The organism is Litorilituus sediminis (genome assembly GCF_004295665.1).
Lineage (GTDB): Bacteria > Pseudomonadota > Gammaproteobacteria > Enterobacterales > Alteromonadaceae > Colwellia > Colwellia sediminis.
In genome coordinates this window covers 3,920,643-3,940,207 of sequence record NZ_CP034759.1, presented here as the reverse complement: position 1 = coordinate 3,940,207, position 19,565 = coordinate 3,920,643, and the positions used below count along the sequence as shown (strand labels likewise).

21 protein-coding genes and 1 other RNA gene are annotated in these 19,565 nt (G+C 39.2%); 9 read left to right on the top strand and 13 right to left on the bottom strand.

The genetic code is table 11. The features are described from left to right. Positions 1-102 precede the first annotated feature (102 nt). Entirely contained in the window at positions 103-573 is a 471-nt protein-coding gene (locus tag EMK97_RS17450) for an Lrp/AsnC family transcriptional regulator (protein ID WP_130604059.1), read from the top strand. Positions 574-664: 91 nt separating this feature from the next. On the opposite strand, the gene dnaJ is transcribed toward EMK97_RS17450, so the two are convergent. From dnaJ to grpE, 4 genes are all read right to left on the bottom strand, one after another. Beyond that, a complete protein-coding gene (dnaJ, locus tag EMK97_RS17445; RefSeq protein ID WP_130604058.1) occupies positions 665-1,810 on the bottom strand; it encodes a molecular chaperone DnaJ in 1,146 nt (381 codons plus the stop codon). 297 nt (positions 1,811-2,107) lie between these two features. Next, positions 2,108-4,036, bottom strand: a complete 1,929-nt coding sequence (gene dnaK, locus EMK97_RS17440) for a molecular chaperone DnaK (RefSeq protein WP_130604057.1) — start codon at positions 4,034-4,036, stop codon at positions 2,108-2,110. A gap of 270 nt (positions 4,037-4,306) precedes the next feature. Then, a complete protein-coding gene (locus EMK97_RS17435) occupies positions 4,307-4,735 on the bottom strand; it encodes a TlpA disulfide reductase family protein (RefSeq protein WP_246028825.1) in 429 nt (142 codons plus the stop codon). 213 nt (positions 4,736-4,948) lie between these two features. Continuing rightward, on the bottom strand, positions 4,949-5,581 hold the full coding sequence (gene grpE, locus EMK97_RS17430; RefSeq protein ID WP_130604055.1) for a nucleotide exchange factor GrpE: 633 nt from the start codon (positions 5,579-5,581) through the stop codon (positions 4,949-4,951). A 170-nt stretch (positions 5,582-5,751) separates the two neighbouring features. On the opposite strand from grpE, the gene nadK reads away from it, so the two are divergent. From nadK to EMK97_RS17410, 4 genes are all read left to right on the top strand, one after another. Further along, the gene (nadK, locus tag EMK97_RS17425) at positions 5,752-6,633 is read left to right on the top strand and encodes an NAD(+) kinase (protein ID WP_130604054.1); all 882 of its coding nucleotides are present in this window, start codon (positions 5,752-5,754) and stop codon (positions 6,631-6,633) included. Positions 6,634-6,773: 140 nt separating this feature from the next. Beyond that, on the top strand, positions 6,774-8,459 hold the full coding sequence (gene recN / locus EMK97_RS17420) for a DNA repair protein RecN (protein WP_130604053.1): 1,686 nt from the start codon (positions 6,774-6,776) through the stop codon (positions 8,457-8,459). Between the two features lie 102 nt (positions 8,460-8,561). Beyond that, complete coding sequence (locus EMK97_RS17415) at positions 8,562-8,948, top strand: outer membrane protein assembly factor BamE (protein ID WP_130604052.1); 387 nt, start codon at positions 8,562-8,564, stop codon at positions 8,946-8,948. A 161-nt stretch (positions 8,949-9,109) separates the two neighbouring features. Then, positions 9,110-10,473, top strand: a protein-coding gene (locus tag EMK97_RS17410; RefSeq protein WP_130604051.1) for an IS1182 family transposase whose coding sequence is annotated in 2 segments (ribosomal slippage) — positions 9,110-9,920 and positions 9,920-10,473 — 1,365 coding nt in all. Because the reading frame shifts where the segments join, the coding sequence is not laid out codon by codon here. Between the two features lie 247 nt (positions 10,474-10,720). On the opposite strand, the gene EMK97_RS17405 is transcribed toward EMK97_RS17410, so the two are convergent. Next, on the bottom strand, positions 10,721-11,074 hold the full coding sequence (locus EMK97_RS17405; RefSeq protein ID WP_130604050.1) for an RnfH family protein: 354 nt from the start codon (positions 11,072-11,074) through the stop codon (positions 10,721-10,723). Between the two features lie 12 nt (positions 11,075-11,086). Next, positions 11,087-11,527: a type II toxin-antitoxin system RatA family toxin gene (locus EMK97_RS17400; protein WP_130604049.1), complete on the bottom strand. Its 441-nt coding sequence runs from the start codon at positions 11,525-11,527 to the stop codon at positions 11,087-11,089. Between the two features lie 149 nt (positions 11,528-11,676). On the opposite strand from EMK97_RS17400, the gene smpB reads away from it, so the two are divergent. The 3 genes from smpB to EMK97_RS17385 all read left to right on the top strand — a co-directional run bounded on the left by smpB (position 11,677) and on the right by EMK97_RS17385 (position 13,158). After that, positions 11,677-12,159, top strand: coding sequence for an SsrA-binding protein SmpB (gene smpB / locus EMK97_RS17395; protein ID WP_130604048.1), 483 nt, complete (start codon positions 11,677-11,679; stop codon positions 12,157-12,159). 109 nt (positions 12,160-12,268) lie between these two features. Further along, positions 12,269-12,619: a transfer-messenger RNA gene (ssrA, locus tag EMK97_RS17390) on the top strand. Positions 12,620-12,801: 182 nt separating this feature from the next. Next, positions 12,802-13,158, top strand: a complete 357-nt coding sequence (locus tag EMK97_RS17385) for a hypothetical protein (RefSeq protein WP_130604047.1) — start codon at positions 12,802-12,804, stop codon at positions 13,156-13,158. Positions 13,159-13,229: 71 nt separating this feature from the next. On the opposite strand, the gene EMK97_RS19090 is transcribed toward EMK97_RS17385, so the two are convergent. The 4 genes from EMK97_RS19090 to EMK97_RS17370 all read right to left on the bottom strand — a co-directional run bounded on the left by EMK97_RS19090 (position 13,230) and on the right by EMK97_RS17370 (position 15,840). Then, positions 13,230-13,391, bottom strand: coding sequence for a hypothetical protein (locus tag EMK97_RS19090; protein ID WP_170176805.1), 162 nt, complete (start codon positions 13,389-13,391; stop codon positions 13,230-13,232). A gap of 123 nt (positions 13,392-13,514) precedes the next feature. Next, positions 13,515-14,648, bottom strand: a complete 1,134-nt coding sequence (locus tag EMK97_RS17380; RefSeq protein WP_211342253.1) for an SO_0444 family Cu/Zn efflux transporter — start codon at positions 14,646-14,648, stop codon at positions 13,515-13,517. Beyond that, a complete protein-coding gene (zntR, locus tag EMK97_RS17375) occupies positions 14,632-15,048 on the bottom strand; it encodes a Zn(2+)-responsive transcriptional regulator (protein WP_130604046.1) in 417 nt (138 codons plus the stop codon). The genes EMK97_RS17380 and zntR overlap by 17 nt, the downstream gene beginning before the upstream one ends. A 114-nt stretch (positions 15,049-15,162) precedes the next feature. Further along, positions 15,163-15,840 carry a hypothetical protein gene (locus EMK97_RS17370; RefSeq protein WP_130604045.1) on the bottom strand — a complete coding sequence of 226 codons (678 nt, stop codon included), beginning with the start codon at positions 15,838-15,840 and terminating at the stop codon, positions 15,163-15,165. Between the two features lie 109 nt (positions 15,841-15,949). Between EMK97_RS17370 and EMK97_RS17365 the strand changes: the two genes are divergently transcribed. Continuing rightward, entirely contained in the window at positions 15,950-16,843 is an 894-nt protein-coding gene (locus tag EMK97_RS17365) for a LysR family transcriptional regulator (protein ID WP_130604044.1), read from the top strand. Positions 16,844-16,949: 106 nt separating this feature from the next. Here the strand turns inward: EMK97_RS17365 and EMK97_RS17360 are convergent, their stop codons facing one another. The 3 genes from EMK97_RS17360 to EMK97_RS17350 are packed head-to-tail and all read right to left on the bottom strand — an operon-like array spanning position 16,950 to position 19,285. Beyond that, positions 16,950-17,912, bottom strand: a complete 963-nt coding sequence (locus EMK97_RS17360) for a hypothetical protein (protein ID WP_130604043.1) — start codon at positions 17,910-17,912, stop codon at positions 16,950-16,952. A 49-nt stretch (positions 17,913-17,961) separates the two neighbouring features. After that, positions 17,962-18,690 carry a hypothetical protein gene (locus EMK97_RS17355; RefSeq protein WP_211342252.1) on the bottom strand — a complete coding sequence of 243 codons (729 nt, stop codon included), beginning with the start codon at positions 18,688-18,690 and terminating at the stop codon, positions 17,962-17,964. Beyond that, positions 18,683-19,285: an RNA polymerase sigma factor gene (locus EMK97_RS17350; RefSeq protein WP_130604042.1), complete on the bottom strand. Its 603-nt coding sequence runs from the start codon at positions 19,283-19,285 to the stop codon at positions 18,683-18,685. The genes EMK97_RS17355 and EMK97_RS17350 overlap by 8 nt, the downstream gene beginning before the upstream one ends. Positions 19,286-19,565: the final 280 nt, after the last annotated feature.

Sequence of the window (19,565 nt, the reverse complement as noted above, 5' to 3'; positions counted from 1 at the left end):
ACGTTAAATATTCAAACGACATAACTTTTTCACTAGTTTATTGAACTACTTTAAGTGTAGAATTTGCCAAAATAAAGTCGTAATTAAACATAAAGGTGACTTATGAAAAAACTCGACAGTATCGACTTGCGCGTTTTAACCATTCTATATAACGATGCTGACATCACCAATAAGGAATTAGCCGCCAAAATTGGCATTGCCCCTTCAACATGTTTAGAGCGTGTTAAGCGACTCAAACAAAGTGGTGTCATTAAAGGTGCCTTTATCGATGTTAACCTCAACACCATAGGTGGTAATATTGAAGCAATTGCCGCAATTAGATTACAGCCCTACTCTGAGCAAATTGTAAATCAGTTTCGTGATGACTTACTTAAGTTCCCAGAAATCCTCAACCTTTATCATATGGGTGGTAGCTACGACTATTATATTCATATGTCAGTAAAAGACAGTGAGCATTTACGCCAATTTGTCTTTAAAAATATTACCTCGCGTGATGAAGTGACCACAGTAGAAACCTCGCTGGTATTTGAACACAGCCGCAGCGGTACCCTGCCCAACTTTAGTGAAGAGTAATCCTAACGCTATAGTCTCCTAAACACGCAGAATAAAAAAGGCGATAAGTGTCAGCACTTATCGCCTTTGCAAGCTTAACTATTCAGCTAAATTAGCTTTTTAGGTCATCAAAAAACTTTTTCACGCCATCAAAGAAGCCAGTTTCTTTCGGGCTGTGCTTTTTACTGCTCTTGCCCATTTTCTCTTCTAAGTTACGTAATAATTCAGCTTGATCGCCAGATAAATTCACCGGCGTTTCAATGACTACTTTACACATTAAATCACCAGTAGAAGAACTACGTACTGATTTCACACCCTTACCACGTAAACGGAACATTTTTCCTGTTTGCGTTTCTTTTGGTACTTTCAGCTTCACTTTACCCGCTAAGGTAGGTACTTCAATTTCACCACCAAGTGCAGCCGTTGTGAAACTAATCGGTACTTCACAATATAAGTGGTTTTCATCACGCACAAAAATTGGATGATCTTTCACATTAACCTGTACGTATAAATCACCCGCTGGTGCGCCGCTTTCACCTGCTTCACCTTCACCTGATAAACGAATTCTATCGCCAGTATCAACACCAGCAGGAATTTTAACGGATAAAGTTTTTGTTTTCTCAACGCGACCTTGACCACGACATGAAGTACAAGGATCGGTAATCACTTTACCTTTACCACTACAGGTTGGACAGGTTTGCTGAACAGCAAACAAGCCTTGGCGCATTTGTACTTGACCATGACCATGACAAGTCGAACAAGTTTTCGCGCTAGTACCTTTTTTCGCACCTGAACCATCACATGGTTCACAAGTAACATAAGTAGGTACTTTAATTTCTAAGCTCTTACCCTTAACCGCATCTTCAAGGTTTAATTCAACATTGTAGCGTAAGTCGGAGCCACGACGTGCTCGCTGTTGACCACCACGACCGCGGCCACCACCGAAAATATCACCAAAGATATCACCGAAGGCATCACCAAAGTCACCATGACCACCGCCAAAGCCGCCGCCAAAACCACCATGACCACCTTGTTCAAAGGCTGCATGACCGTATTGATCGTAAGCAGCACGTTTTTGATCATCATTTAGTACTTCATAAGCTTCTTTTACTTCTTTAAAAGTCTCTTCCATGCCTTTATCGCCCTTAGTTCTATCAGGGTGATATTTCATAGCTAACTTTTTATAAGCTTTTTTAATTTCGCGTTCTGTGGCGTCTTTTGAAACACCTAACACTTCATAATAATCACGTTTTGCCATAAATCTATTTCTTTACTTCATCTTGATGGGTACTAATTTGCTTAATTTCTTTTAAACCAAATAAACAAAAAACCAAGAAAATCAGCACCAACTTAATAACTAACTAATGCTTTCCAGCATACAAAAAGCGCCGAAAATATCGACGCTTTCTAAAGAGGACGTAGTCTAACTCTTTTACTCGCTAAGATTAAGTTATATCGCTTTAGTTCAAGGAGAAGGCACGGAGCGTATAATTATACGTGAGTACCTTCGACGCCGAAATTAAGCAATATAACGACAGCTTAGCTACGTAAAAAATTACTTATCGTCTTTCACTTCTTCAAACTCAGCGTCTACCACATCATCTGCTGGCGCTTGACCGGCATCTTGTGCTTGACCTGCATCACCTGCTGGTGCACCTTGTGCTTGCGCTTTAGCTTGTGCAATTTCCATTAACTTAGCTGATGCTTCCATTAAGGCTTGTTGCTTAGCTTCAATCACTTCTTTGTCGTCGCCCTTGATTGCTTCTTCAAGTTCAGTGATAGCTGCTTCGATTTTCTCTTTATCTTCAGAAGGTAACTCATCACCCGCTTCTTCAACTTGCTTACGCGTTGCGTGAACAATGCCGTCAGCTTGGTTACGTGCTTGAATTAATTCTTCAAACTTAGCATCAGCATCAGCATTCGCTTCAGCGTCACGTACCATTTGCTCTACTTCATCATCTGATAAACCTGAAGAGGCTTTAATAGTAATCTTCTGCTCTTTACCTGTGTTCTTATCTTTTGCCGTTACATGAAGGATACCATCAGCATCGATATCGAAGGTTACTTCGATTTGTGGCGTACCACGTGGTGCTGGGTCAATACCTTCTAAGTTAAACTGACCTAAAGACTTGTTCGCTGCCGCTTGCTTACGCTCACCTTGTACAACATGAACAGTTACTGCCGCTTGGTTATCTTCAGCCGTTGAGAAAGTTTGTGATTGCTTAGTAGGAATTGTCGTGTTCTTGTCAATTACCTTAGTCATCACACCACCCATAGTCTCAATACCTAGAGATAATGGTGTTACGTCTAATAACAATACGTCAGTTACATCACCCGCTAATACACCTGCTTGTACTGCAGCACCAGAAGCTACAGCTTCATCAGGGTTAACATCTTTACGTGGCTCTTTGCCAAAGAAGTCCGTTACCGTTTTTTGTACTAATGGCATACGTGTTTGACCACCCACTAAGATAACGTCATCTACGTCACTTACTGATAAGTCAGCATCTTTAAGGGCCATTTTTAACGGCTCTAATGTTGCCTTAACCATCTCTTCAACTAATGACTCTAACTTAGCGCGAGTCACTTTGATGTTCATGTGCTTAGGACCTGAAGCATCCGCTGTGATGTATGGTAAGTTAACGTCTGTTTGCTGTGCTGAAGAAAGCTCACATTTTGCTTTTTCTGCTGCTTCTTTTAAGCGTTGCATCGCAAGCGGATCAGCTGTTAAATCCATACCTTGCTCTTTCTTAAACTCACTAACTAGATAGTTAATTAGTTTATTATCGAAATCTTCACCACCTAAGTGCGTATCACCGTTAGTCGCTAATACTTCAAAAGTGTGCTCGCCTTCAACTTCATCAATTTCAATGATTGAAATATCGAAAGTACCACCACCAAGGTCATATACAGCTACAACTTTATCGCCTTGTGCTTTATCCATGCCATAGGCAAGTGCAGCAGCTGTTGGCTCGTTGATAATACGCTTAACATCAAGACCTGCGATACGACCAGCATCTTTAGTAGCTTGACGTTGTGAATCGTTAAAGTAAGCAGGTACCGTAATTACCGCTTCAGATACTGTTTCACCTAAGAAGTCTTCCGCAGTTTTCTTCATTTTCTTCAGTACTTCAGCAGACACTTGTGGTGGCGCTACTTTTTCGCCTTTTGCTTCAACCCAAGCATCGCCATTATCAGCTTTAACGATGCCAAATGGCATAATTTCGATATCACGTTGAACTTCTTTGTCTTCAAAACGACGACCAATTAAACGCTTAATCGCGAATAAAGTATTTTTTGGGTTTGTAACTGCTTGACGCTTAGCTGGTTGACCAACTAAAGTTTCGCCTTCTGCTGTATAACCTATGATAGATGGCGTAGTACGATCGCCTTCTGCATTTTCAATAACACGTACACTGTCACCGTCTAAAACCGCAACACATGAGTTAGTTGTTCCTAGGTCAATACCAATAATTTTGCCCATCTTTGGAGCTCCTATTCATTAGAAATAAGTTAAATCTGTTGTTGAAATACTAAGTGGGGTCAGCAAAATGCTTTTCAATAGAAAAAATTAAAAAATTTTCTTTTTTATTGATATATGGTGCAAAAAACATGCTCAATATTTAAAGGTAGCTGTGCAAAGGCAGGATATATAGGCAAGAAAAAAGGTGCTTTCGCCAGCTAAGCAAAGAAAAATGGGCTGTTTTGCAAAACCAACATTGGAAAAAGCACCAAAAGGTGTAAGAGCTTACAGCTACTTGATCATTTCTTTAAGCGCCAGAGCTAATCTAGGGTCATCAGTTTTTGAACTAGTGGTTTTAAAAATCACTTCATGATGGCGATTTAAAAAGTAAGTTGTTGGCGTACCGCGTACCTCATAATCTTTAGCAACCTGCTCGCCATTAACTGCAGTGATAAAATCGAAACCACGATTGTTAATTTCATCTTGAGGTTTTGCGCCTTCATCTTCACGAAAACTAATAGCAAGTAAGGTTACTCCTTGTGCTTGATACTGTTTTTGCAATGCAACTAAGCTAGGTTGTAGCTTTTTACAATACGGACACCAAGTAGCCCAAAAGTGCAAAATAACAGGCTTACCTTGATATTGAGATAAGCTAATATCTTCACCAGATTGTGTTTTTAATTGCCAAGGCATGGCTTTATCTGCGCTGTAGGCTGACATGCTAAAGAAAAAGCTAACGATAAAGAGAGTGTATCGAGTAAATGTCTGAGTCATAATTAAAACAATATTAAAAAACATGTTTTGAAAAAGACCCGCTAAGACAAATTAACTTTCAAAGTAAATGAATTTTACTTTCTGGGTTCAGTTCAGCAGGCACAAAAAAAGCAAAGACAATCGCCTTTGCTTTTTACTATGTTGAGCTAATAAAGTGACTTAGGCGCTAGCATCAACACTTGGTGCTTTTGATACCATAACCATAGCAGGACGAATTAAGCGGCCATTTAACTCATAGCCTTTTTGCATTACGGCAATAACCGTATTTGGCGCAACACCTGGTACTTCTTGCATTGACATAGCTTGATGCTGATCAGGGTTGAATGGTTGATCTTGTGGGTCAATAGCCTTAATTGCAAACTTCTCTAACGATGAAATTAAGCCTTGTAAAGTTAATTCAATACCTTCAACAACGGCTTTGTTACTCTCATCTTCTTTATCGATGCTTTGTAAAGCACGCTCTAAGTTATCAACCGTAGTTAACATTTCACCAGCGAACTTTTCTAAAGCGAACTTTTGTGCTTTTTCTACATCTTGGGCAGAACGACGACGAATATTATCCACTTCTGCTTTTGCACGGATCACAGAATCCTTTTGATCAGCTACCGTTGCTTTTGCTGCTGCTAAAGCAAGTTCAAGTTCATTGATTCTCTCTTGCTCTTCGCTAATAATTTCATGAGCATGCTCATGCTGCTCCTCAACTTGCTCTTCTGCTTGTTGAACAATTTCTTCTGCTAACTGCTCTGGCGTTAACTCTTCAGCACTTTTATGCTCATTTGACTCTGTTGTCATGAAAAACTCCAAATTAAAACTTTTATTGCTGTCATTATGGGGATTCAGTTACATGATTCAAGCGTGATTTCAAAACAATTTGTAAAAAGTGAACTTTACATCAGAAGAAATTCCAGCGAAACTTCCCATATAGCGAGCATATTGCTCATTAAAAAAGTTGAAATAACGTTATGACTCAACAATATAAAACCATAGGTTTAATTGGCAAGCCACATCATGATGGCGCCAGCAATACCATTGAAATTTTACACGATTATTTATTAAAAAATAACTACCAAGTTATCGTTGAGCACGCAGTTGCACAATCACTTAACATTGACAATATGACCACAGGTCTATTGACTGATATTGGTGAACAAGCTGATTTAGCTATTGTTGTTGGTGGTGATGGTTATATGCTAGGCGCAGCCAGAGTTTTAGCCTGTTATGATATTGGTGTCATCGGCGTTAACCGTGGCAACTTAGGCTTTTTAACCGACTTAAGCCCACAAGATATTATCACGCCACTAGAACAAATACTGGCGGGAAAATCACGACAAGAGCAGCGCTTTATCATTGAAGCTGAAGTTTATCGACATGGAAAACTTAAAAGCTCAAATAGCGCAGTAAACGAAGCGGTACTGCATGCTGGTAAAGTAGCCAGCATGATTGAGTTTGAAGTCTACATAGACGGTTCATTTATGTTTAGTCAGCGCTCTGATGGCCTTATTGTTTCCACGCCAACTGGCTCAACCGCTTATTCAATGTCAGCGGGCGGACCAATTTTAACGCCTAACCTAAATGCCTTATCACTTGTGCCTATGTTCCCACATACACTGACAAGTAGGCCTATAGTAGTTGATGGCGACAGTGAAATAAAACTGATTTTAGCCAATGATAACCACGAAAACTTACAAGTAAGTTGCGATGGTCACGTTATTCTTGCGGTTATGCCAGGTGATGAAGTTATCATCAAAAAAAGTGAGTACACCATTAGGCTTATTCATCCGCTTGATCATGATTACTTTAATGTGCTGCGAAGTAAGTTAAGTTGGGGCAACAAGCTTTACTAAGCTGCCTATTAAATTTCTAACTTAAACAAACAGCTAGCAAATAGACTGATAAATTTTAAGCAAATAGCTTGCATAAAAACCAGTTACTGTATAAATTAACAGTAACTGGTTTTTTGTTCATATATTTATAAGGCTAGCACATGTTGTTGCAACTCAATATTCAAAACTTTGCTATCGTTCGCTCATTAGATATCGATTGGCAATCAGGCATGACCACCATCACAGGTGAAACTGGTGCAGGTAAATCTATTGCGATTGATGCGTTAGGCTTATGCCTAGGCGAACGTGCGACCACCAATGTTGTTAGACCTAACTGTAAAAAAGCCGAACTTGCCGCAACCTTCGATACCGAAAAAAACCCAGCCGCGCAAAAGTGGCTAAAATCACATGAGCTCAATCAAGAAGACAGCCATGCAAATTTTGAATGTATATTACGTCGCGTCATCTCCAGCGAAGGCCGTTCAAAAGCGTATATCAACGGCAGCCAAGTACCTCTAGCGCAACTTAAAGAAATTGGTCAATTATTAATTAACATCCATGGACAGCATGATCATCAACTGATTGTTAAATCTAGTCAGCAATGTCGCTTACTTGACGATTATGCAAATCACCAAACATTACTCGATGAAGTAAAGCACTATTACAAGCAATGGCAAGGCTTAAACAAAGAATTAGTACTACTTCAACAAAATAAACAAGAAAGTGAAGCGAAAAAACAGCTCATTCAATATCAAGTTGAAGAGCTTGATGAATTTGGCTTACAAGAAGGCGAGTTCTCAACCTTAGAAGCTGATTTTAAACGCTTTAGTAATGCTCAAGAGCTGCTAGATACCACGCTATCTTCTATTCAGCTATTATCTGAAAACCCAAGCGTTAATATTATTGATTCGTTACGTCAATGCAGTGACAACATCAACACTTTAGCGCGTATGGATTCGCAGCTTAATAATGTGGCGATATTACTGTCAGACGCACTTATTCAATTAAATGAAGCGAGTAGTGATTTAACGCATTACTATCAACAGCTAGAGCTTGATCCCGAAAGCTACAGCATAATAGAAGAGCGCTACTCAAAAGCACTACAGCTAGCTAAAAAGCATCAAGTTTCGCCGGAAAACTTAGTTAGCTTTCATCAAGAGTTAAGCCAGCAATTACAAGCTATCTCACATGATGAATCTCGAATTGATATCATTATTCATGAACTTGAAAGCACACAAAACTATTATCGTGATGCTGCCAATAATTTAACACGTTCAAGGCAAGCTGCCGGTAAAAAGCTCAGCAAACTTATCACTAAAAGTATGCAAGAACTTAATATGCCACACGGACAATTTGCCGTAGATATTAGCGAAGGTAATATCACTGATGGTATGGGCACTAGCAAAGGGACTGATGTAATTAATTTCCTCGTGAGTATTAACCCGGGTCAAGCGCTTGAAGCAATGAACAAGGTTGCTTCAGGAGGAGAGCTGTCTCGTATTAGTTTGGCTATGCAAGTTATCTTAGCGGAAAAAGTCGTCACGCCTAGCTTAATCTTTGACGAAGTCGATGTAGGTATTAGTGGACCAACCGCCTCTATGGTTGGCAGCAAGTTGCAGCAACTAGCTAAAAATACCCAAGTTATTTGTGTGACTCACCTGCCTCAAGTGGCCTGTAAAGGACACCAACAACTCTTTGTTAGCAAATTAACAGATGGCGAGCATACAGAAACAAAAGTAACGGAACTAAGCGAGCAAAGTCGTATCAAAGAAATTGCCCGTTTATTAGCAGGCGATAAAATTTCTGAGCACAGCTTAGCCAATGCACAAGAACTACTGGCAAGTTAGGTCAGTTGTAACTAAATAATTACTCAGAAATTAAAAATAACTTTGTAACTCGTGTCATGCTTAGTTATTATGCCTGCTCACAGTTTTTAGGATAAAAGATTAATGTTGTTTCGTGTTGCCGCTATTACTATTGCCTTGTCTCTTTCAGCTTGTTCTAGCTGGGTTTATCGTATCGATATCCCACAAGGTAATTATCTTGAGCAAAAAAGTATAGAGAAATTACAAGTAGGTATGACTAAAGAGCAGGTTAAGTTTATTTTAGGCAGCCCAGTAGTTGTCGATGCCTTTAATCAAGATGCTTGGCATTATGTGTATAAATTTAAATCGGGTAGAAGTGAAAAATTCAACACAAAAAAATCTTTTGTCTTACAGTTTGAAGAAGATAAATTAGTAGATGCCAGCGGTGATTTTGAATTATCGGAAAATTTTTACACGCCATTTAATGCCCCTGCCGAAGCAGAAGAGGAAACAAGCTCATTTAAGCAGTAGCTCTGTAACTCATTTAAGCAGTAGCTCTGTAACTCATTTAAGCAGTATGTTTCTGAAGCAAAAGAGCAGTCTAATGACTGCTCTCAGACTGATGACAAAGTCCTAGACAGTAGTCTAGGACTTTGATCTAATAAAAACATGGAAAATTACAAAAATTAACCATGTTAAGAGAACCTTCCCCGCAACAACATGAACTCGAAATGGTCACGCTAGACCAGTTAGTTCCAGCCAACCATCTAGTTCGTAAACTCGATAAGTATATTGACTTTGAGTTTATTCGAGATGAAGTCAAAGACTTATATTGCACTGATAATGGTCGTCCTCCGGTGGAGCCAGTCCAGCTATTTAAAATTATGCTACTTGGGTACTTATTTGGTATTAAAAGTGAGCGCCAAATCATCAAAGACATCGAAGTAAATGTCGCGTATCGATGGTTTCTCCGCATGGGGCTTACCGAGAAAGTTATCGATGCCTCAACACTTAGTCAAAATCGTATTCGTCGTTTCAATGGCACAGATGTATTTGAACGTATATTTAATCACATCGTCCAACAAGCCATTAAACATGGTCTAGTTGGGGGCAAAGCCTTATTCACCGACAGCACACACTTAAAAGCAAACGCCAATAAACGAAAGTTCACCAACAAGCTCAAACCCGTCTCAACCAGTGCCTATATTAAGCAAATCAACAAAGCTGTGGAGGCAGACCGTAAAGCGGCTGGAAAAAAGCCACTCAAGGATAAAGGCTATTGTGAGATAAAGCGGAATAAGGTAAGTAAAACCGATAGTGATAGCGGTTATATGCACCGAGATGAAAAGCCAAAAGGTTTTTTCTACCTAGACCACAGAACCGTAGATAACGACTATAACATTATTGTAGATACGCATATTACGCCAGGTAATGTCCACGATTCTCAACCATACATTGCTCGCCTTGATGCCATTGAAAATCGCTTTGCACTATCCCTGAATTTGTTGGTATTGATGCAGGCTACTTCACAGCGCCCGTCTGTTTTAATCTGGAACAACGTAACATCCAAGGGGTGTTTGGTTACCGTCGTCCTTCACGAACGAAGAATGCCATTAAGAAAAAGCACTTCAAATACGACGAGAAAGCAGATACGTATACCTGCCCGCAAGAGCAAACGTTAATCTACTCGACCACCAGTCGAGAGGGTTACCGAGAATATCATTCTGACCCCAAGGTATGCGTTAATTGCCCTCAATTAAAAGATTGCACTAAGAGTAAAAGTCATAAGAAAGTGATAACACGCCACGTAATGGCTGCGAGTCAAGATCGGGCTAATGAATTTCGCTTAACAAGCCTTGGTAAATACCTTTACAAACGACGATGCGAAACCGTTGAAAGAAGTTTTGCTGATGCAAAGCAACACCATGGTCACAGGTATGCAAGATACCGAGGTAAGCATAATGTTCAAATGCAAGCATATATGGCTGCGGCAGCACAAAATATGAAGAAGATAGCAATGACGCTATCAAATATTCCCCAAATAATGGCAATCTAAAAAGGATAGCCCTTTAAAAGCTCAATTCGAGACATTAACACGCCAAATAGGGAAGATAAGCCCCAAACAAGTCCAGAAAAACCAAATAAAATAGAAAAGACGTGGCTAGAAAAATATCGAGATCGCAGCCTACGGCTGCTCATAAAAGACAAACCCCGAACAGAATGACGGGGTTTGTCAGTAATCTGAGAGCAGTCTAATGACTGCTCTTTTGCTTTCTTGTGACTCGAAAAATAGCAAAGTAACTCTATTTCTTAGCTTCTGCTCTTAAAGGATTTACCCTACCGCCAGTAGTCTTGTCTGCTCGCCCTTCTTGAACCGCTTTTTCTGCTCTACGCTTTCTCACCTCTTTAGGGTCAGCAATTAACGGTCGATAAATTTCTATTCTATCTAAATCTGCTAGCTCTTGATTTAGCTTAACCGCGCGATTCCATATACCAACTTTATTAGACTTTAAATCAATCTCTGGAAATATGCTCAATATGCCAGATTCAACAATAGCTTGCTCAACCGTGGTTCCTTCGGCTACAGGCAAGGTCAAAAGTTTTTGCTTGTGTGCTAACCCATACACCACTTCAATTTGGATTTGATTCTCAGACATTTTCACTCCTTACTAGCCGTTATGCCCATAAACTTGCTTAGCTCTTTGGGTAAAAGCTTGCACTAAGGTTTGGCTAAAGTGGCTAAACACCTTACCAAAAGCAAAAGCAATTATTTTACTCGAGAACTCATACTCAAGCTGCAAACTTACTTTACAAGAGTCTTCAGACAATGGCGTAAACTGCCAATAGCCTTCTAGCTTTTTAAATGGTCCATCAACCAAAGACAAATGAATTTTTTCATTTGAAATAAGCGTGTTTCGTGTAGTAAACCACTTATTTAAACCGCCTTTAGATACCAATAATGCCGCAGTCACGGTTTGACCGTCTTGGGAGATTATCTTGCTGTTACTACAATCAGGCAAAAACTTGGGGTATTGCGGAATATCATTAACTAATTGATACATTTGATCAACACTGTGCATAACTAAAGCACTACGACTTATGGTTGGCATTAAACCCCCTCTACTTTGAACCGCGCTATGATAACAAACTCCATTGAAAATCGCATTAATCTAGATATTTTAATGGCGAATAATAAATTTCATGTAAATAGTGAAAATTGCTTGTATAATCATCGCCGATTAACACGGCATAGAAGAACATGGCTAAAAAGAAATCTAAAAACAAATCCAACAGCAATACCATTGCTTTAAATAAAAAAGCTCGCCACAACTACAACTTAACAGATAAGTTCGAAGCAGGCATGAGCTTACAAGGTTGGGAAATCAAAAGTATTCGTAGCGGCAAAGTTAATATTTCTGACTGCTATGTCCATATCAAAGACAGAGAAGCCTATTTAGTGGGTGCTGAAATACAGCCACTTACGGCTGCGTCAAGTCATGTGGTATGTGAACCAACTAGACCTCGTAAGCTACTTTTAAACAGACGCGAACTGGATAAACTAATTGGTGCTGTTGAGCGTAATGGTTTTTCACTCATTGCCACGGCAATGTATTGGAAGCAATGCTGGGTCAAACTTGAGTTTTACTTAGGTAAAGGTAAGAAAGATCACGATAAACGCGCTGATATTAAAGACCGAGAGTGGAAAGTAGAGCAAGGTAGAATGATGAAGCACAAAGTTTAATGACGCTTTATCATCAACTTATTTATTTAACACTTGGTTTTAACCAGCAAAGCACGGTATAATCGGCCTATAGAGTGCATAATTTGTACTTTGTAGCAAAATAAACTTTGGGGCGGATTCAGGATTCGACAAGATTCACGAAACCCAAGGTGCATGCCCAGGGGCGGTTGGCCTGGTAAAAAGCCGCAAAACTATAATTGCAAACGACGAAACGTTCGCACTAGCAGCTTAATGCTAGCCATCACCTCATAGTCTCGCCTATTGTCTTGAGGATCGATGGTCACCCTAAGTAGGCTAGCGAGGGAAGCACGCTTGAGGCTGAACCGCGAAATAGTATCAAGCTCACCATGACGAAGCCTGTCGATTGGCGTCTAATTGGCTAAATAAATAATCGACTAAGCATGTAGGACCGAGGATGTAGGTTTTTTGGACGGGGGTTCAACTCCCCCCCGCTCCACCAAATTCATCAGATGCTCACCATCTGATTACCTTAATTAGAAAGACGCTTGATTGCGTCTTTTTTTCATCTTGATTTCATTAAAACAATCTTTGATTAGGGTCAACTAAACAACATTCTTTAATAAATCAAAAGGCTATATAGAGATACAATAGCGCATAAGAAATCGCATTACAGGTACGTTTATGAAGCTAATCACATTAAGTGTTCTACTAATACTGTTATTATCAGCATGCAGCACCACGAGTAATTCAAGCATTCCTAGCATTGAAGATCCAAGCCTTGAATTAATCAGCATTAAAGATCATTATAAAAAGCAGTTATCCTCAATTAAGGTAGGAGACTACATCAATGAGATTAAAGAAAAGTTTCCAGCGCTTACTTTAGCTTCAGATAATATGAAAAACACTATCTATGAAGTTAACTTTGAGCAAGCCTATCAGCTTAAGCACAGCGATACTGCCGAAAAAATACAAACATATCAGCAAAAAATTGCCTTCTATTTCATCAACAAAAAGCTGGTACATTGGCAGGTAAAATAAAAAAAGCTTTTCAGTTATACTGAAAAGCTTTTTTAAATTTATGTACGACAGGTTAGCCTGAGTCTTTAACTTTAGTAGCTATCTAAAACCTTCTTGTTATCACGGATATGCTTCATATCCATTAGCAATAACTCACTTAGTTCTAGATATTCACAGTACTCGGCCTCGCTTATGCAGCGATCAACTAAATAAGTAGTTAACTGCTCGAGGCGCTTATTTTGCTCTTCTGTCATAGCTTACATCCTTGTAAAAATAATAATAACGTGCAAAGTCTAGTACATTTCGCTCAAAAAACAAGCAGTGCAATATAAAAAAAATCCTACTAAATGGGAAATAGTCAATATTTCCTATAATAATCAGCTTTTATATTTAAGTACTAATAACCTTAATAGCAATAAAACCAATACCACAGAGCATAGAAGTGATAACCAATGTGGTAGTACTTCATGGTGTTCTCCTAACATAGGCGCAACAGAAATCTGATAGTTTGCAACTAAGTAGTCAGTTAGAAAACCAAATAATATCGCTACACCAATCACCCCAGTTAAGTAAGAAAATACCGCTCGTTTACCTAATTCACTGGCGACCACACCTAAGGTTGCAATATTGGTTGCCGGCCCTGCTAACATAAAGACCAAAACAGCCCCTGGCGACACGCCCGATAATAATAACCCTGCGGCAATGGGGGTTGATGCAGTAGCGCACACATACATGGGAATGGAGATTAAGATCACCACCGTCATAGCGAGAATGCCACTACCCCACTGACTAAAAAAGCTCACCGGAACATAAGTTTGTACTAATGCTGCAAAAACTAACCCGATTAATAACCACTTAGCCGTGTCACTAAGTAATTTTGTGCAGCTAAAATGTACAGCTTTTTGCAACTTTTGCCACATAGTTTCCTGAGCTTTTTCTTGTTTGCTACAGCAAGTCTGCTCTGGCTCAGGGGCTTTTTTACTCGTAGCACAACAAGTCGTTTCTACCTCTGGCTTACTATCGCAGCAACTACTGACCTCTACCTTTTCAACGTCTTTACTACAACATGACGTTGCCTTAACCGCTGAGCTTGCTTTTTCACTGGTTTTTTCTTGTCTATCACTACCAACCATAACACCGGCAACAATAGCGCTAGAAACCGCAGCAATTGGTCGAATAATCGCCATAAATGGTCCTAGCAAAACATAAGAGACGGAAATTGAATCTACGCCTGTTTCTGGTGTTGAGACTAAAAAAGCCGTTGTGGCACTTTTTGAAGCACCAGAGCGACGTAAGCCAAGCGCGGCAGGTATTACACCACATGAGCAAAGCGGCATAGGTGCGCCAATAAGTGCCGCTTTAATGGTTGTGAATAAGCCATTCTTCCCTAAATGCTTATTGAGAAAGTCCTTTGGTAAATAGACATTAATAATACCGGCAATAAGTAAACCAAGCATTAACCAAGGTGCAGATAATACAAACAATTGCCAAAAGTTAGTTAACAGTTGCATCAACATTCTCCAGTGCTTGTAAAATAGAACAGTGAGTGGCTTGCTCTTCTCCACCACAACAGGCATCAACCAGTAATTTTAAAGAGCTTTTAAAGCGCTCAAGCTCTGCTATTTTTACTTCAACCTGCGCTAGTTTTTGTTGCGTAAACGATTTAACCTCAGCACAACTATGACTTGCTTTATCCACCTTAATAGAGAGCAGTTCATTGATTTCATTTAAACTAAAGCCGACATCTTTAGCGCGAATAATAAATTGCATTACCCGCAGCGATTCTTCATTGTATAAACGGTAACCATTATCAGCTCTACTCGTTGCCATAAGAAGTTTATGCTTTTCATAGTACCTTAATGTATCAGTCGATACTGAAAGCTTGTTTGCTAGCTCACCTATTTTGTACATGACATTGTTCCACACCATTGTGATAGTTAATCAATATACACTAGCATAAAGCTTGGAGTACACTCTAAGGTCAATAAAAATATTCTGCTCTAAGCATTTTTTTATTGACTAAAACTAATGAGCGAAGTCATCACGTTCAAAGTACTTAATGCTCTTGATAGGACAATGACTAAGCCAATCATCAGTTATGTCTAGCTTAAGCTTAAACGGCTCAGGCTTTAAACAACTCAAATTTGCTAACTGATTTTTTTTCATAGGTTTGGCTATTGCCAGTAAATCAAAAGAAGGTGGCTGTTGAATTTTATGTACCAGTAACCAATTGCCATCAGCTAGTTGCTCAGCATAAAACATCAGTTCATTGGCACGAAATGATTTATCCACTCTTTCAATTAGAATAGCGTTAGAAAAGACAATCTTCTGGCTATTAAGTTCTTGTCCTCCACGTTCAAAATGTCCTGTATAAAACTGAGCATCGAGCGCTAAACGTTCCCCCTGGATTAAGTGATTAAGGTCGAATTGCTCTGGTAATATTGTCACTAGCCCCTGTTGAAGGTGCTCAGTTAACACCTCTTTATTTTTAAGCTCTAGCTGATAAATAATTTGATAGTCATGAGGGCTTGCATACAAGGGCATGTGACTAGCGTATAAGTTATTATGACTATCTGAAAACAATACCATGCCGTGATAACCAATGCGTTTATGATTATGCCTTTCTTTACTACTGGTTATTGGCGCTAAAAAAAGCCCCACCATTAACAGAGTAAGTAAAAAATAACACTTAAATATATACATCTTGTAACCTTTGCTGCGGAAATCCTAAAAATTAAACTGGATATTAGCCAATATTTTGATGAATAATTAGCGAAAAAGCAGCAACAATCATTTCCATAAAGGAAACGAAATGCAAATAAATGATATACGAATAATCTTGCACCTATTGCAAAGCGAAGATCTAAAGACTACTGCGAATACCTTTCACATTACCTCTGGAGCGCTTTCTAAAAAGTTAAAGCGAATTGAAAACGTAATAAATACCCAGTTATTTGATCGCATTGGTAGAAATATCAAAGCCAATAGTAATGGCCAAAAGTTTTTTCAGCATGGCAAAAGCCTACTTAACTCCTACGACACCATGCTGACTGAATTTTCTAATCCCAAAACAAAAACATGGCTTAATATTGCAGGCCCTGCGATATTGGTAGATTATTGCTTGACCAGCATAATACCAGCGCTAAATACTCAAGATATAGAACTAAATCTAGTAACGGTTTATGAAGGGGAAGCCATTAAGCGCCTAGAAAGCAACCGTGCCGACATAGCAATAACCACCCTAGAAGCCATTAGTGGCAGACAAAACGACAATTTAAAGAGCCTAGTATTAACACAAAGCGAGTTTAAACTGGTCGCAGCCAAGTCACACCCTCTAGCTCAAAAGCAACCGCTCACCATGTCACAGGTGTGTCGCGCCGCATTTGCCATTCCGAGCAGTTCACCCTTTTGTGGTATAACACGTGGTATTGGCTCTGACGGTTGGCCTGATCATCAGCACCCAAGAAATATCGCTTATCGATGTGATAGCCTATCCTCACTAAAAGCCATAGTCAGTGATGCAAAAGCCATCGCCTATATTCCTGATATAGCGCAAAATGCTGATCTCATAACCTTAGAATTAGATGAAAAGTTGCAAAAGAATATTGAACAGATATGTTTAGTGTATAACCCCAGTCATGCCAGCAAGCGCCTAAAGCAGCTTATTTACCAACTTGAACAAAACACTAAACCGGCAAAACATTAAACTGGCAAAACATTAAAAAAAACCTTAATAACGCTTGGCTATTAAGGTTTAACATAGATACAGCAGTTGCAAAATTAAAATTGCTGAATATTAAAACTGCTTATTATTAAAACTGATAATGCGATGCTTTGGCTAACAGCTTTTTCATAGAAATTTTATCGCTAGCGCAGTCGTTAATATCACTTTTACTAAACACATAAACAACATCTTTATAGTTGCGACCTTCTCTTTCTCCTGCAGACTTAATAATAAAGCTAACATGCTCATTTTTCGGTACTGCTCTTAAGCCATTTCCGTATAAACATAGGGTTTCTATTAAACCATTGGATAAACTTTTAAAGTAAGCTTCGCGCTCTTTCGCTTGTGCCAATTTTTGCTTTTTCTGTTGCTCATTAAGCTGTTTAACTTGCTTTTCTAAACTAACTTTTGTTTCCTTAAGTGCTTTTTGTTTTTTTTCTATTTCTTGTACCTTGACGGCCAGTTTAGCCTTGGTTTCTTTATCTGCTCGGCGTTGTTGATAAGCGATATCTTTACTTTCTCGTGATAATTCTCGCATTTCATAAGCAATTTCTCTTTGTTCATCCCGTAAACTTCTGGCATGCTCTTGCTGCTTTTCAAACACTTTAACGGCTTGTTCAAACTCTCTTGCTTGTGATTCCATGTCAGCATAGATATCTTCATCAAACTCGATGACCTCAACATGTATATCATCATCTAAAAATGCCCCTGGTGCAGTAGGCGCAACTGGCGCGGTTGGCATAACAAAATTAAAGTCATGACGACTACGGTTAAAGCCATGTGCACTGATAGTGAAAATTGCCCCTTGCCCTTGCAAATAAACACTATCAATTGCGCTTATCTTACCGCCACCTGTTCCGCGCTGAGCTTTTACTGATGATTTAATGATATTATTCATCACCAACATTTGCTTCTGTATACTCGTTAAGTCCACAGGTTTTGCATATACGCTGCTGGTAATCATCAAGCCTGAGACAAACAGGGCGCCAGCTATAACTTGTTTCATTTTATTCACCGCCTTAATTCTGGTGTAATCGTTCTGCATTTTCATTTTAACTCCTTACAATACTACTTCCAGCGGTAGTAGCTTTCTCACACTGTTAACTTTTATCTAACGGTTGCTTTATTAAGCCTTGAGCTGGCATTTGCTTATCTAGTCCTGCTGGCTGCTCCGTCGCAGGTAAACCGTTATAGGTGGCATAATTTAGCTTCTGTAAACTGATTTCCTGTTGTAACTGTTGAAACTTAATTTTCTGCATCAGCTGCTCATCTTTACGTTGCGCATTGATAAAGCTAATAAAGTCAGCCATATCTTCTTTTCGCTCTTGCCTTGACGCCGTTAATATATAACTTGCCAACTCTAAGTTACTGCTTTGCTGTTGAGTTAACATATCTGCACGATAATTCGCTAATATAACTTGCTGCTCAGCGGCAAACTCTCTAAGTTTAATTGCAACCATATCATCGACTTTGCTTGCAATTTGTTGCTGCACACCTTGCTCAACTAGCGCCGCTATTGTTTGCTCATCCATCTTGCTGCTGGGTGCTAAAAAAGGCATCAGCGCAACAACTGCAACAAGCGAACAAGCCATGGAAACCACCGGCATTACCCACAAGCTTTTAATGCCTGTTTGAACTTTTTCTATCACGGTTTGCTCGCTCATGCATTGCTCAAATGCAGCGGCTCGATTCCAATGTGGCACCTCTTCATCTTGTACTTGCCTTGCCTGCTGAGCTAAATACTCTTCAAAATCAGCATGCTGCTCTATTTGCTCAGAGGTTATCCTTTGTTGAGTGCTTTTTTTATCACTACTATCTTGATTAAACATGACTAACTCCCATGTTTTTTACATCATCTTTTGCAACTACATCTAGCTCGCCATCTTGACTAGCCAAATGGCTTTTCAGCTTTTCTAGGCCACTGTACAATTGCGACTTTGCTGTATTACTTGATATATCAAGTTGTTGAGCAATTTCTTCAAAAGTACACTGCTGAAAGAATTTTAGCTCTACCACCAGTTTCTGTTTGATTGGCAACAACTTCATTGCCTCCACCAACACAGATGCTCTCTGACTCGAAAACAATTGCTGCTCTGGGCATAAGCTAGCATCTTCACTTTCTTGCTCTGGCAGATCATCAATTGAGCTTGTCGGGCGCTTTTTCCGGTAATGTTCAAGACACCTATAATGGGCAATTCTAAAAAGCCAGCCTTTAAAAGGTGCATCGCCGCGAAAGCTTGATAAATTACGAAATACGGCAAGAAAAATATCTTGCATTAAATCCATTGCATCAGCTTGGTTATTCACCATCCTCAGCGCATAGTTGTAAACATTCTTTTCATAACGTTTAACCAATGACACCCATGCTTTTTTCTTGCCAGCCAATGCTTGCCTGATAAGTGCTTCATCACTGCGTTCAAACACAGGCTAGCCTTTTATTTTGTTGGTAATTTTGCATAATTTATTTAAGCGCTTTAATTTTTATATCTGCATTTAACTCGTTCTATTTATAAGGTAGCGTGACTTGTATAAATAGTTTTAATAATCTCGATTTTTTTTCATTTTTATTTTGCATTGATATAAACAAAAAGATTTTTAATTAAAAAAACAACAACTTGTAACAAATAAAATGGAATTTATTATTTTTTAATTATTGTATTTACATAGCCCCAAAAAACAAAAGCCACCAATTGGTTAACACCGA